Annotated in this window: 12 protein-coding genes; 3 read left to right on the plus strand and 9 right to left on the minus strand. The window is 70.8% G+C overall.

Features of this window, described 5'->3' with window-relative positions; all coding sequences use genetic code 11:
• Window positions 1-183: 183 nt before the first annotated feature.
• The 6 genes from ACFC14_RS03050 to ACFC14_RS03075 form a co-directional block, all read right to left on the minus strand.
• The gene (locus ACFC14_RS03050; protein ID WP_376101160.1) at window positions 184-1,293 is read right to left on the minus strand and encodes a glycerate kinase; all 1,110 of its coding nucleotides are present in this window, start codon (window positions 1,291-1,293) and stop codon (window positions 184-186) included.
• Window positions 1,290-2,360, minus strand: a complete 1,071-nt coding sequence (locus ACFC14_RS03055; protein WP_376101161.1) for a LacI family DNA-binding transcriptional regulator — start codon at window positions 2,358-2,360, stop codon at window positions 1,290-1,292. Before ACFC14_RS03055 ends, ACFC14_RS03050 begins: the two co-directional genes overlap by 4 nt.
• Before the next feature lie 180 nt (window positions 2,361-2,540).
• Window positions 2,541-3,413: a sugar phosphate isomerase/epimerase family protein gene (locus ACFC14_RS03060; protein WP_376107082.1), complete on the minus strand. Its 873-nt coding sequence runs from the start codon at window positions 3,411-3,413 to the stop codon at window positions 2,541-2,543.
• A gap of 107 nt (window positions 3,414-3,520) precedes the next feature.
• The gene (locus tag ACFC14_RS03065) at window positions 3,521-4,708 is read right to left on the minus strand and encodes a dihydrodipicolinate synthase family protein (RefSeq protein WP_376101162.1); all 1,188 of its coding nucleotides are present in this window, start codon (window positions 4,706-4,708) and stop codon (window positions 3,521-3,523) included.
• Between the two features lie 7 nt (window positions 4,709-4,715).
• On the minus strand, window positions 4,716-5,879 hold the full coding sequence (locus ACFC14_RS03070; RefSeq protein ID WP_376101163.1) for a Gfo/Idh/MocA family protein: 1,164 nt from the start codon (window positions 5,877-5,879) through the stop codon (window positions 4,716-4,718).
• Window positions 5,880-6,000: 121 nt separating this feature from the next.
• A complete protein-coding gene (locus tag ACFC14_RS03075) occupies window positions 6,001-6,951 on the minus strand; it encodes a LacI family DNA-binding transcriptional regulator (RefSeq protein ID WP_376107085.1) in 951 nt (316 codons plus the stop codon).
• Window positions 6,952-7,099: 148 nt separating this feature from the next.
• Between ACFC14_RS03075 and galT the strand changes: the two genes are divergently transcribed.
• The 3 genes from galT to galE are packed head-to-tail and all read left to right on the plus strand — an operon-like array spanning window position 7,100 to window position 10,519.
• The gene (gene galT, locus ACFC14_RS03080) at window positions 7,100-8,302 is read left to right on the plus strand and encodes a galactose-1-phosphate uridylyltransferase (RefSeq protein WP_376101164.1); all 1,203 of its coding nucleotides are present in this window, start codon (window positions 7,100-7,102) and stop codon (window positions 8,300-8,302) included.
• Window positions 8,299-9,489: a galactokinase gene (galK, locus tag ACFC14_RS03085; protein ID WP_376101165.1), complete on the plus strand. Its 1,191-nt coding sequence runs from the start codon at window positions 8,299-8,301 to the stop codon at window positions 9,487-9,489. Before galT ends, galK begins: the two co-directional genes overlap by 4 nt.
• A gap of 49 nt (window positions 9,490-9,538) precedes the next feature.
• Window positions 9,539-10,519: a UDP-glucose 4-epimerase GalE gene (gene galE, locus ACFC14_RS03090; protein ID WP_376101166.1), complete on the plus strand. Its 981-nt coding sequence runs from the start codon at window positions 9,539-9,541 to the stop codon at window positions 10,517-10,519.
• Here galE and ACFC14_RS03095 read toward each other — a convergent pair.
• The 3 genes from ACFC14_RS03095 to ACFC14_RS03105 are packed head-to-tail and all read right to left on the minus strand — an operon-like array spanning window position 10,510 to window position 13,972.
• Window positions 10,510-11,847 carry an MFS transporter gene (locus ACFC14_RS03095; RefSeq protein ID WP_376101167.1) on the minus strand — a complete coding sequence of 446 codons (1,338 nt, stop codon included), beginning with the start codon at window positions 11,845-11,847 and terminating at the stop codon, window positions 10,510-10,512. The genes galE and ACFC14_RS03095 overlap by 10 nt on opposite strands.
• A complete protein-coding gene (locus tag ACFC14_RS03100; protein WP_376101168.1) occupies window positions 11,844-12,773 on the minus strand; it encodes a polysaccharide deacetylase family protein in 930 nt (309 codons plus the stop codon). Before ACFC14_RS03100 ends, ACFC14_RS03095 begins: the two co-directional genes overlap by 4 nt.
• Window positions 12,774-12,823: 50 nt before the next feature.
• On the minus strand, window positions 12,824-13,972 hold the full coding sequence (locus ACFC14_RS03105) for an ROK family protein (protein WP_376101169.1): 1,149 nt from the start codon (window positions 13,970-13,972) through the stop codon (window positions 12,824-12,826).
• Window positions 13,973-14,155 lie beyond the last annotated feature (183 nt).

Below are 14,155 nucleotides of genomic sequence, written 5' to 3' on the forward strand. Positions count from 1 at the left end.
CGGGATTCGGGCAGCGCAGCACGACGGTGCGAACGGACAGGACTCACGGACAATCTCCCCTAGATCGAGCGAAGCCGGCTCAGTCCATTCGATCGAACAACCGGTATTCTGCGCTGATCGTAGCAGAGCGCGAACCCTACGTCGGATGCGGGTTCTTCAACGGAGAAAACGCCGCAGAGTGCCTCAGGAAGCGGCGGAGCGAGCGAGCACGGCGCCGGCTTCTCGCAGCCAGCTCGCGGGATCCGCGAGGGCCCCGTCGGAGGATCCCGCGAGGTCGGTGAGAGACACGGATGCCGCGAACTGCGTGGTGTCCGCATCCGTGGTGATGCGCCCGGCGGCGAGCAGCGCGCGGGTGCCCGCGGCGGCGGCGAGGCCGGCGAGGAACGAGGGCACCTTGCCGTCGCCGGATTGTCCGTCGTAGGAGCCCTCGCCGGTGATGACGACGTCGGCATCGGCGATCGCGGCGGAGAGGCCGATGAGCTCGGCCACCTCAGCGGCACCGGGGGCGAGCACCCCGCCCCAGACGACGAGCGCGGCACCGGTGCCTCCGGCTGCGCCGTATCCCTGCCCCGCAGGATCGATGCCCAGCAGGTCGGCCAGGCGGCGCAGACCGTCGTCGACGCGCGCGATGTCCTCTGTCGCGCGCAGCCCCTTCTGCGGACCGAACACCGCGGCGGCACCGCGCGGACCGGTGAGCGGGTTGGTGACGTCGGTCAGCACCCGCACCTCCGGCGACGCGCGCAACCCGGTCAGGTCCGCCGAGACGACGTCGGCGAGTCCCCGTGCACCGCGGGCGACGGGCGCGCCGGACGCGTCGAGGAAGCGCGCGCCCAGCGCGGTCAGCATCCCGGTGCCGCCGTCGGTCGACGCACTCGATCCGATGCCGACCACGAGACACGAGACCCCGTGATCGAGGGCATCGGCCATGGCCTGGCCCAGGCCCGTCGTGTCGGCATCCCAGGGCCGCAACTCGTCGAGGAGCTCGATGCCGGACGTCGAGCCGAGGTCGACGACCGCTGTACCGGCGGGGGCTGCCGGTGTCGGCGGAAGCAGCAGCCAGGAGGTTTTCACGCGCGTTCCCGCGGGCCCGTCGACGACCACCGGCATCCGGACGGCTCCGGGGACGGCAGCCTCGAACGCGGCGACCGTGCCCTCGCCGCCATCCGCCATGGGCCGATGCACGAACTCGGCGGTCGGATCGACCGCTGCCCACCCTTCGGCGAGCGCCCCCGCGGCATCGGCCGCCGTGATCGTGCCTTTGAAGCTGTCGGGCGCCAGCACGATCCTGGTCATCGCGGGATACCCGGGGTGCTCGCCCGCACCACGACCTCGACGGGGAGGGGCGCCTGTTCCCAGTCGGCATCGACCGTCGCCCGGAAGGCCTGATAACCCACCTCGGTCAGCGGCACTCTCACGGTCGTCAACGTCGGCGACACGTCACTGCTGGCGGGCACGTCGTCGAAGCCGCAGACCGCGATGTCTGCGCCGATCTCGCGACCGGCGTCACGGATGGCGGACATCGCACCGATCGCCACGACATCGCTGATCGCGAAGACGAGGGTTCCCGGCTGGACTCCGTCGGCGAGCGCAGTTGCCATGCCCTCCGTTCCCGACTCTCGCCGGAAGTCGCCCCGCCGCACGCTCTCGACCACACCCCCGGATGCCTCGAACCCGGCGCGGAACCCGGCCAGGCGATCATCCGAGGTGCGCACGCCCTCGGCCGTGCCCAGGACGATCGCGGAGCGGTAGCCGAGCTCGGCCATCCGCCGACCGAGCGCCTCGGCACCGGAATGGTTGTCGATCTCGATCCGGCGCTCGGCGTCACCGTCCGGCCCGAACGCGACCACCCGGCCACCCTGTCGGGCGAACTCCGCGAGCTCGTGCGCGGTGTCCACTTCCATCGGCTCCTGCGTGCGGGAGGCCGCGAGGATCAGCCCGCGCGGACGCTGGCCGCGCAGGGCGCGCACGATCCGCGCTTCCCGCTCCTGATCGCGTTCGGTGATCGCGATGGTCACGACGAGTCCGTGTTCGTCGGCACCACGTGCCACGCCGGATGCGATCAGACCGAAGTACGGGTCGGCGATGTCGGCGACGAGCAGGGCGATGACCGGAGACGTGCCCCGGGCGATCGCCTGGGCGGAGACGTTGGCCGTGTAGCCGAGCTTCGCGGCGGCGGCTTCGACACGCTCGCGGAAAGACTCGGCCACCTTGCGCTCCGAGCCGTTGAGGGCCCGGGAGGCCGTCGCCAAGGAGACACCGGCCTCGCGAGCCACGTCGTGCAGCGTGGGCGCGGGGCCGCGGGGATGACGTGCGGCGCGCTCCGACGCCGGCCGCTCCGCGGGCGATGCGGGGTTGGTCATGTCTCCGAGCCTACTTCCCGGGTCTTTGTCACACGGGCCTCTCCAGGTAGTCGCTGTTCGCGGCCCACCCGCCGGTGCGGATGCAGGAGCGATGCACGGATGTCGGGCCGAGGGCCCCGTTTTCGTCCTGCATCCGTGCATCCGTCCGACATGTGGGACACGACCGGCGACCGACGCGCGTCATCCGAGGTGCGGGGAGACGGCCGCCGCGAAGGTCTCGGCCGTGCGGCGCACGACGCTCGAAGGAGCATCCGCCCAGATGTCGGCGTTGAAGATCTCGACCTCGATGTCGCGGTCGTATCCGGTCGCGACCACGGCGCGGGTGAGCGAACCGAAGTCGATCACTCCATCGCCCGTGTAGTGCCGCGAGAGCAGCACGTCGGCCGGAAGGGGCGTCTTCCAGTCGCACACCTGATACGTGGCGATGCGGCCTTCGCGACCCGCACGGGCGATCTGGTCGAGCACCTGCGGGTCCCACCAGATGTGGAAGGTGTCGACCGCGGCGCCCACCACCGCGGGCTCGAAGTCGGCGGCGATGTCGAGCGCCTGACCGAGCGTCGAGACGACGGCACGATCGGAGGCGTACATCGGATGCAGCGGCTCGATAGCGAGAGTGACCCCCGCGGCCGCGGCCTCGGGGGCGAGAACGCCGATCGCGTCGCGGACACGTTCGCGCGCTCCGACCAGATCGCGGGACCCCTCCGGCAGGCCACCAGCGACCAGGACCAGCACCGCCGTCGAGCCGTCGGCCCCCGCGGCGGCCAGTGTCGCCGTCTCCTCGATGGCCCGGCGGTTGTCGTCGAGCGCGGCATCCCGCTCCGCCCCGGCGGGCAGCGTGAAGAAACCGCCGCGGCAGTGCGTCGTGAAACGCAGCCCGGAATCCGTCAGCATCCGGGCAGCGATGTCGAGCCCGAGCTCGTTGACGGGCTCGCGCCACAGTCCGATCGCCTGGATGCCGGCGTCGGCGGTGACCCGCAGGGCCGTGGCGAGGTCGGCGTACTTGATGGTGGCCTGGTTGATCGACAGGCGCGGGTGTGGCCCGACCGTGTCCACCTGTCGGACGGATGCACGGATGTCGGGGGATTCCCCGGCGATTCCACCGACAGGCGTGCTTTCTCCCTGCAGGTGTGCGGCCGCGGGCGTCGAACCCGGCACCGCGCTCACGCGTCCACCCCGTTCAGACGCAGCATCCCGTGCCACCGTTCGCGGGCGAGGTCGGGCTGCTCCAGCGCGAGCGAGGCGTTGGCCAGCTCGACGATGCGGCTCAGATGCGGCAGGCTGCGGGCGGAGTGCAGGCCGCCCACCATCTGGAACGCGGGCTGATGCCCGTTGAGCCAGGCGAGGAAGGCGACGCCGGTCTTGTAATAGAAGGTCGGCGCCGCGAAGACCTGTCGGCTGAGTTCCTCGGTGGGACCGAGGATGCGCAGGTACGCCTCCGAGTCTCCGGCATCCAGCGCCTGGATCGCCGCCGACGCCACCGGCGTGATCGCCGCGAACGCCCCCAGCAGTGCGTCCGAGTGACCCCTGCTGCCGCCGGTGTCGCCCTCCGCGCCCCCACTGCCGCCGATCAGGCTCACGTAGTTGAAGTCGTCGCCGGTGAACATGCGCACCCCCTCGGGGAGCCGCTCGCGTACGGAGATCTCGGACTCGGCGTTGAGGAGGCTCATCTTGACGCCCGCGACCTTGCCCGGGTTCTCCTCGATCACATCGAGCAGCACCGCGGATGCCGTCTGCCAGTCGTCGGCCCCGAAGTATCCGGCAAGCTCGGGGTCGAAGGCGGTGCCGAGCCAGTGCAGCACCACGGGCACGGTCGCGCGCGACAGCACCTCGCGGTAGACGCGGCGGTAGTCGTCGGCGCCCGTCGCGACACGGGCGAGGTGGCGCGAGGCCATGAGCACAGGGCCGGCCCCCTGCTCCTCGGTGAAGTGCAGCTGCTCGAGGTAGGCCGCGATCACCTGGTCGAGCGAGATGTGCGTCTCAGCGATGTGGTCGGTGTTGACGCCGACCACGACGGAGCCGCCCTCCTCGCGGGCGACCTCGGCGCTACGGGCGATCAGCTCGCGAGTCGCGGCGGCATCCAGGCCCATGTTCCGCTGCGCGGTGTCCATGGCGTCGGCGACGCCGAGACCCCACGAGTACACGTTGCGGCGGAAAGCGAGCGTGGCGTCCCAGTCGATGTCAGCCGGCTGCCCCGGAGTGTTGTCGGCGTGCACCTTCGGCACCACGTGGGCGGCGGCATAGGCGACACGGCTCTGCAGCGGAGTGGTCGGACGGCTGTACGCGCCGGAGTCGTTGAGGGCGACGTCGGCGGTCTCACCGGTCGCCCGCAGGAGTCGGAGGGTGCTCATGCGCGTCTCAGCCCAGCGTCAGCGGCTCGAGGGCGATCTTGCGGCCCTCGGCGCTCGAGGTCAGACCGGCCTCGGCGAACTGCACACCGCGGGCGCCGGCGAGCAGGTCGAACGGGTAGTCGGTGCCCTCGACGTACGAGACCAGGTACTCCTCCCACTGCTGACGGAACCCGTTGAGGAACACGTCGTTGGTGGGCACCTTCTGCCAGTCGGCGTCGTAGTCGCGCGTGTCTTCCAGGTCGGGGTTCCACACCGGCTTCGGGGTGGCGTTGCGGGGCTGGATCTTCGCGCCGAACAGCCCGACGACCGCCGAGCCGTGCGTGCCGTCGACCTGGAACTCGACGAGCTCGTCGCGGTTCACGCGCACGGTCCAGGAGGAGTTGATCTCGGCGATCACGCCGCCGGAGATCTCGAAGATGCCGTAGGCCGCGTCTTCGGCCGTGGCCGTGTAGTGCTCGCCCTTCTCGTCCCACCGATCGGCGATGTGCACGGCCGCCTGGGCGTAGACGCTCTTGACCTCGCCGAAGAGATTCTCGAGCACGTAGTTCCAGTGCGGGAACATGTCAGTGATGATGCCGCCGCCGTCTTCGGTGCGGTAGTTCCAGCTCGGGCGCTGGGCGGGCTGCCAGTCGCCCTCGAACACCCAGTAGCCGAACTCGCCGCGCACCGAGAGGATGCGGCCGAAGAACCCCGAATCGATCAGGCGCTTGAGCTTCTGCAGGCCGGGCAGGTAGAGCTTGTCGTGCACGACGCCGGTCTTGATGCCGGCTTCCTTCGCGAGGCGGGCGAGCTCGAGTGCTTCCTCGAGCGATTCCGCGGTGGGCTTCTCGGTGTAGATCGCCTTTCCCGCGGCGATGGCCTTGCGGATGGCGGTGGCGCGGGCTTTGGTCACCAGGAAGTCGGCGTAGATCTCCCACTGCGGGTCGGCGAGGGCGGCGTCGAGGTCGGTCGTCCAGTCCTCGATGCCGTGCTTCGCGGCGAGCTCGGCGAGCTTGGCCTCGCTGCGACCGACGAGGATCGGCTTCACCGTGATGCGGGAGCCGTCGGGCAGCTCGATGCCGCCCTCCTCCCGGATCGCGAGGATCGAGCGCACCAGGTGCTGCCGGTATCCCATGCGTCCGGAGACGCCGTTCATGATGATGCCGATCTCACGGGTGTTCGCCTGGGTCATGGTGTTCCGTTTCTCTCGCGGGAAGCTGTCCGCACTTCCCTTCGACTCTGACTGGAAAGCGCTTTCCGAGATCATGCCATGAGATGAGAGCCGAACGCAACCGAAGCGCTTTCAGCCGGGGTCAGGCGGTGCTGTCGCGCTCGATGAGCTTCGTCGGGATGAGCGCAGAGGGCTCTCCCTGCGAGGTGCCCTCGATCGCTTCCACCAACGCCGACACGGCGCGGTGGGCGAGAGCGGTGAAGTCCTGCCGGATCGTGGTCAGCGGTGGGCGGTAGTTCGCCGCATCGGGCACATCGTCGAAGCCGATGACCGCGACGTCTTCGGGCACTCTCCGGCCGGATTCGGAGAGGGCGCGCAGCACGCCGAGCGCCATCTGGTCGTTGGCGCAGAAGATCGCGGATGCCGTGGCGAGCGCATGCCCGGCCGAGTACCCCGAGTCGGCGCTCCAGTCGCCGCGGACCACGGCGGGCGGACGGATGCCGGCGACGACGAGCGTCTCCCGCCACCCCCGCTCGCGCTCGGCAGCAGCGAAGGACTCCGCGGGACCGGAGAGGTGGTGCACGGTCTCGCGCCCGAGAGCGAGGAGCCGAGACGTGGCGACAGCCGCGCCGCCCGCGTGATCGCTGTGCACGGAGGTGAAGCCTGCATCGGTCGGGGCGTCGACGACGACCAGCCGCAGTCCAACGGGGGGCTGCACCGCGGGGATGAGCGCCGACGCCTCGTTGAGGACGATCGCGCCGTCGACCTCCTGCTCGGCGAGCCGCTCGAACGCCTCGGCGACTCCGTCGGTCGCGGTCACGAGCGTCAGCGCGTATCCGCGTTCCGCCGCCGCTTCGGCCGTGGCCTGCAGCATCCGCGAGTTGCCGACCGTGGCGAGGGTGGTGACCACGAGGCCGATGGTCTGCGAGCGCCCGGTGCGCAGGGCACGAGCCGCGCGATGCGGACGGTAGCCGAGTTCGGCCATCGCGCCCTCGACCCGGGATCGGGTGCCGGGGTCGACGCGCGGACTGCCGTTGACGACCCGGGACACGGTCTGACCCGAGACCCCGGCGTGGGCGGCGACCATGGCCATCGACACGCGGCCCGAGGACGATCGAGGCCGTCCAGAGCGCGGTTCACCAGCCAGGTCGCGTTCGTCTCCCACGCACATTCTCCGTTCGCCGCCCGTGCACAACTCCGCAATGTTGACGTTATCACGGCCGTATGGATACCATGTTTACGTGAACACGCACGATCTTCCTGAGTTGCGCACCGAGACCCTCGGCGCCGGCGTCGTCAAACGCGCCACCACCCTCGCCGACGGCCGCGACCTCATCTACTACGACGATCCGGGCACCGCGCTCGGAGCCGAGCGCGCGGTCGACGCCCGCGCGCTCGACCCGCGCCCCGACACCGCGACGATGCGCCTCGACGTGCTCACCGGCGACTGGATCACGGTCGCCGCGAACCGGCAGAACCGCGTCATGATGCCCAGCGCCGACGCCGACCCGCTCGCGCCGCAGACCCCCGGCAACCCGTCGGAGGTGCCGTCGCGCTACGACGTCGCGGTGTTCGAGAACCGCTCCCCCGCGTTCGGCCCCGCCCTCGCCGAGGCCGTCGGCACCGCGCCGCAGGCATCGAATGCGCCCCGCGGACTCGACGACCTCGCCGCCCTGGGCCTCGGTCGCACCCGCACCTCGGTCGGCCGCTGCGAGGTGGTCTGCTTCAGCCCCGACCACGAAGGCTCGTTCGGCACGCAGTCCGTCACCCGCGCCCGCACAGTCATCGAGGCCTGGGCCGACCGCACGGCCGCGATCTCGAAGCTGCCCGGCATCCAGCAGATCTTCCCGTTCGAGAACCGCGGCGAGGCGATCGGCGTGACCCTGCCGCATCCGCACGGCCAGATCTACGCCTACCCCTACGTGACGCCCCGCACCACGCGGCTGCTCGAGTCGATCGACCGCACCGCGCCCGACCTGTTCCAGCACATCCTCGAGTCGGAGCAGGCCTCTGAGCGCGTGGTGTTCCGCGGAGAGCACTGGACGGCCTTCGTCCCCTTCGCCGCCCGCTGGCCCCTCGAGGTGCACCTGATGCCGCACCGCCACGTGCCGGACTTCGCCGAGACGACCGAGGCCGAACGCGACGAGCTCGCGCCGCTCTACCTGCGGCTGCTCCGCGGCGTCGACGCCCTGTACGAGACCCCGACCCCGTACATCGCCGCCTGGCACCAGGCCCCCGTGCACGTCGGCCGCGACACCGTGCGCCTGCACCTGCAGCTGACGAGTCCGCGCCGGGCCGCCGACAAGCTCAAGTTCCTCGCCGGCTCCGAAGCTGCGATGGGGGCATGGGCCGCGGAGGTCCCGCCGGAGGTCGGCGCCGCACGCCTGCGCGAGGCGATCGAACGCGCCCCCGAGGACGAGACCTCCGAAGGAGCATCCGCATGACCGCCGCCCACGACGACGCCCGCGCGCTCTTCACCGACCTCACCGGACGGGAGCCCGACGGCCTCTGGTCGGCTCCGGGACGCGTCAACCTCATCGGCGAGCACACCGACTACAACGACGGCTTCGTGCTGCCGTTCGCCATCCCCCAGCGCACGGTCGCCGCGGTCGGGCTGCGCGACGACGACCGCGGCCGGGTCCTGGTCGGGTCGACCTTCGCGGAGGAGCCGGTGGAGGTCGACCTCGACGAGCTCGACGAGCTCTTCCCGACCGCGCCGGGCGCGCACCCAGCCGTTCCGGAGTGGGCCGCCTACCCGCTCGGGGTCGCCTGGGCGCTGCGCCAGGCGGCAGCGGAGGGCCCGTTCCGCGGCCTCGACATCGCGATCGCCTCCGACGTGCCGGTGGGCGCGGGGCTCTCCTCCTCCGCCGCGATCGAGGGAGCGACGGCATCCGCCCTGAACGAGCTCTGGGGAACGGGTCTCGACGCCACGGCTCTGGCCCGCGTCGGACGCCGTGCCGAGAACGAGGCCGTCGGGGCTCCCACCGGGATCATGGATCAGATGGCGTCGATGCTCGGTCAGCCCGACACCGCGATCTTCCTCGACTGCCGCTCGCTGGAGGCCCAGCCGGTGCCGCTCGGCGTCGCCGAGGCCGGACTCGCGATACTGGTGATCGACACCCGCGTGAAGCACGCCCACTCCACGGGTGGCTACCGCGAGCGTCGGGCGTCTTGCGAACTCGGGGCCTCGCTCATGGGCGTGCCGGCCCTGCGCGACGTGTCGATCGCCGACCTGTCGCGTGCCGAGGAGCTGATGGACGACTTGACCTTCCGCCGCGTGCGTCACATCGTCACCGAGAACCAGCGCGTGCTCGACACCGTCCGGGTGCTGCGGGAGCGGGGCGCGAGGGCCATCGGCGACCTCCTGGTGGCATCGCACACGTCGATGCGCGACGACTTCGAGATCTCGACCGTCGAGCTCGACACCGCCGTCGACACCGCACTGGCCGCCGGCGCGCTCGGCGCCCGCATGACGGGCGGTGGTTTCGGCGGTGCCGCGATCGCGCTGATCGAGCAGGATGCCGTAGACGCCGTGTCGGATGCGGTGACCGCCGCGTTCGCCGGCTCGGGATTCGACGCCCCGCACCTGTTCACGGTCACCCCGTCCGCAGGTCCGCTCCGCGACGCCTGAGAGAATGATCGATCGAGCCGCGACCACGCCGCGGCAGGAGAGGAACGCAATGTCCTGGATCGTCACCGGCGGCGCCGGCTACATCGGAGCCCACGTCGTCCGGGCCCTCGCGGAGGCCGGGCTCACGCCGGTCGTGCTCGACGACCTCTCCAGCGGCGTCGCGTCGTTCGTGCCCGAGGGCGTGCGCTTCGTGCAGGGCAGCATCCTCGATCGCGCGCTCGTCGAGAAGGCGCTACGCGACCACGACGCCCAGGGGGTCATCCACGTCGCCGGGTACAAGTACGCCGGCGTCTCGGTGCAGCGCCCGCTGCACACCTACGCTCAGAACGTCGAGGGCACCCGGATCATCCTCGAAGCGATGGAGGCCGCCGGAGTCTCGAACATCGTGTTCTCGTCGTCGGCCGCCGTTTTCGGCACCCCCGACGTCGCGCTCGTCGTCGAGGACACCGCCAAGAAGCCGGCCAGCCCGTACGGGGAATCGAAGCTCATCGGCGAGTGGCTGCTGCGCGACCAGGCCATTGCGACGGCCGAGTCCGAGCGCCCGCTGCGGCACACCTCGCTGCGGTACTTCAACGTGGTGGGCTCCGCCGATCCGACGGTCTACGACGTCAGCCCGCACAACCTGTTCCCGATCGTGTTCGAGGCGCTGCTCGCAGGCAAGACCCCGAAGATCTTCGGCGATGACTACGACACGGAAGACGGCACCAACGTGCGCGACTACGTGCACGTCGGCGACATCGCCGCCGCGCATGTCGCCGCTGCACAGCGCCTCGCCGACGGCCGCCCCATCGAGGCCGCCTACAACCTCGGCTCCGGCGACGGACTCAGCGTGAAGCAGATCATGGATGCCGTCGCCCGCGTGACCGGCATCGACTTCACCCCAGAGATCGGACCCCGGCGCCCCGGAGACCCCGACCGCATCGTGGCGACCGGCGAGCTCGCGGCCCGTGACCTCGACTGGACCATGCGGTACACAGTCGACGAGATGGTGCGCACGGGGTGGGAAGCGCGGCAGGCTGCTCAGGCCTGAGCGGAGACGTCCCTGGCGCGGATCGGGTAGAGCCAGAAGCAGAGCCAGGCGAGGGCGGTGAACCCGAGCGGGATCACCGCGAGCATCAGACGGATGCCGCCGTCGACGCTCTCGGGCTGCGCGTCGCCGAGGGTGGCATCGAACCCGGAGGCCGTGAGCACCACCGCGGCGACGATCGCCTGCAGCACCACCGAGCCGCGCACCACGAAGCCGTTGACCCCGAAATAGGCGCCTTCGCGGCGGTGCCCGGTGCGCACGGCATCCTCGTCGATGATCTGCGCGAGCATGACCTCGAGCAGCTGCAGCAGGCCGCCGACGCCCACACCGACCGCGACGCCGACCAGCGCCGCACCGAGCACGTTCGACGGCGCCAGGTAGCCGAGCACGGCGACGCCGAACACCGCCACGCTCCACAACACAGCCGTGCGCGGTGAGGTACGGCGGACGACCGCGCTCCACAGCACGATCGAGGGGATCGCGGTGACGAAGATCGCCCCGAGGAGCAGGCTCCCCTCCCCCTCAGCCGCACCCAGCGAGTACCGCACGTAGAAGGGGATCGCGGCGAGGATCACGGCGATCGAGGTCTGCACGAACAGCGACCCGAGCACGTAAGGGACGAAGGCCCGGTTGCGGAACGTGTACTTCAGCTGGTCGCCCCACCGCATGGCCTCCGACGCCGCCTCGGGCACACGGCGCTCGATCATCCCGCCGAAGAACGACCACACGAGCAGCACCAGGCACACCGCGCCGAGCACGAGAGCCATGCCGGGCCAGCCGATCGAGTCGTACAGCGCGGGGGCTCCGGCCGTTCCCAGGACCATGCCGAGGATCGCGAAGATCTGCCGCGGGACGTTGCCTCGGGCGCGCTCCTCGGTGGTGCGGAAGATCTCGGGGAACAGCGCGGAGATGTTCAGCACCACGACGACGAACGCGATGTCGTACACAGCGACGACCACGAGGAACCACAGGATGAGACCCGCGGCCGGGAGCTCGGGCGGCATCCACACCAGCGCGAAGGCGACAACGAGCGGCACGATGCCCAGCCCGATCCACGGGATGCGTCGACCCCAGGGTGTGCGCATCCGGTCGGAGATCGTGCCGACGAGCGGATTCAGCACCGCGTTCAGGATGCCGTGGGCGATCATCGCCACGGCCACCCATCCGGCCGGCACAGCGAGGTGCGAGACGTAGAAGTAGACGACGAAGGCCGAGAAGGTCTGCGCCATGAGCTGGGTCGGGAACCCGGATGCTCCGAACGCGATGGTCTGCGTCCTGGTCGGCGCGGCATCCAGTCGTCGATCGCGCAGGCGTTCGCCCAGAACCGTCATCGAGCGCCCGCCCGCTGCAGGTCGCGCAGGTCGCGCCAGCCGATGCGCACGAGAGCCTCGTCTTCGATGGCCTGCAGCACGGCGGGGTCACTGAGCAGACGCAGCTCGTATCCGCGCTTCGCCGCGCTGAAGTCGACCGCGGCGCGGAGTTCGTCGTCGTCGATCATCGGATGCAGGTAGATCTCGGTGACACCGGCGGGAACGGCGCGCAGCAGTGTGATGAAGCCGTCGCGCACCTGCTCGTAGGTCTCCTCGTCCGGCTCGCCCTCCCGGAGGAGTTCGAACGGGTGCGACCACAGTCGGTCGATGATCACGACGCCCATCGCGTCGGCAGCGGAGGCCGCGTCGTCGAGCTTGGCCTGCAGCGCGGCATCCTCCCCCACCCCGTCCATGGTGCGCGGCAGTCGGAACGGGAAGCCGTTGCGGGCGGCCAGCTCGAACACCGGGCGCAGGAAGTCGTGGCCGGTGACGAGGCCGTAGACCGAGCCCATGTGGTTGTCGAGGTGCGTCACGTCGACACCGGCGTCGAGCGCGGCCTGCAGCTGGGCGGCGAGCTCGGCGGCGACATCGTCGTCGGTCGCGAACCGCTCGACGGACGCGACATCGACGGGGAAGAACCCGTCGGCATCGACGAGGCTCGTCCCGGTGCCGGTCAGGGGGCGCCAGCGGTAGCGGCTCCATTCACTCGTGAGCACCAAGTGCACGCCGATGTCGAGGTCGGTGCGGGATGCCGCGAAGGTCAGGGCCTCCGGCGACCACGAACACGGGACCATCACGGTCGTCGAGTCGATGCGCCCGGTCGTGAGCAGGTCGACGATCGCGGTGTTCGCCGCGTGGCACATGCCGAAGTCGTCGGCGTTGAGGATGATCGCCCGCGCACCGGGTGCGAGGCCGAGGCGGTCGGCGAGATCGGAGGGTGCGGTCATCGGGGGTCCTGTCGGGTAAGGGACGGCGGGGCGATCGGGAGGGGTATCGCTCAGCGACCGGTCTTCGCAGCCGGGGTCAGGATGCGGGTGAACAGCATGCTCCGGAGCGCGGATGCCGCTTCGTCGACGGCGCCGACCAGCGGGGCCTCCGGGCCGAACGAGGAGACGAGGAACCGCAGCGGCAGCTGGGCCGCATACTCGTCGGCGACGCGCTGGATCGCCTCGACCAGCACGGGGTGGGCTGCTGTGCCGCTGAGGATGAATGCCTCGGGATCGAGCACGAGGCCGACACTGCCGGCGACGAGCACGATGCGCTTGCCGATCTCGGCGACGACCCGGGTCGCGGCCTCGTCGCCGCGGCCGGCCGCCTCGAGATGATCCTCCAATGAGGCGTCGGCATCCCGCCCGACCCCGAGCGCGAGATCTCCGACGACGGCGTCGCTCACGATGGGAGCCCCGATCGGAAGGGGGGTCTGCGGCAGATACATGACCTCACCCGCGACACCCGAGAATCCGCGGTGCAGTGCGCCGTCGATCACGATGCCGGCCCCCAGGCCGTCGTCGAGGAGCAGCAGGGCGAAGCTGGCGAGGTCGCCGCCGACGCCTGCCGTGAGCTCGGCGAGGGCGGCGAGGTTGACGTCGTTCTCGATGCGTACGGGGCAGCCGAGGGCCGCCGTCAGCGCGGCACGGAAGGCGCCGCCGTCCGGACCCAGATCGTCGCGGATGCCGCCGTCGGCGGTGACGATCCCGGGGATGCCGACCACGGCGAGGTGGATCGCCGCCTTCGCAGCCTTGACCGAGAGGCGGCATCGGTCGACGAGAGCGACGATGTGCTCGACGCGATCCCCCTGGGTCGGCAGCACGTCGTGTTCCTCGGCGTGCACGACTCCGCGGGCGTCGACGAGCACCACGTGCGCGGCATGGTGGTCGATGTGCACGGCGGCGGCGAACCCGAGCCGCGGATGCAGGGCGACGCGGCCCGCGGCGGGCCCTCGCGTCTCGCGATCGACGCCCGCGGCGGCGACGGCTCCAGCCGCATCCAGCATTCTCAGCACCTGGGTGACGGCCGTGCGGGACAGGCCGGTCGTCGACATCAGCTCCGCGCGGGTCTGCGGACCGCTGCGCGCGAGCGCCTCCAGGATTGCGCGACCGTTGAGCGTGCGTAGCAGGCCCTGCGGTCCCGCGAGTGGTCTGGACATATGCTCCGGCGTCTGCCTCTCGATTCACGTACCGCGCCGGGCACTGGGCCGGGCGCAGTGCCCGCAAGCATGCCACATCGAGTCGCACAGGTCGACACTTCACGCCGAGTCCGCTCGAGGCCATTCATGCTCTGAGTGGTGTCGAGGGGTGTCTGGCCGATGTCGCCGCGGGTCGTGAGGTCG

Origin of the sequence: Microbacterium sp. NPDC055988, from assembly GCF_042269505.1 — a bacterium.
Lineage (GTDB): Bacteria > Actinomycetota > Actinomycetes > Actinomycetales > Microbacteriaceae > Microbacterium.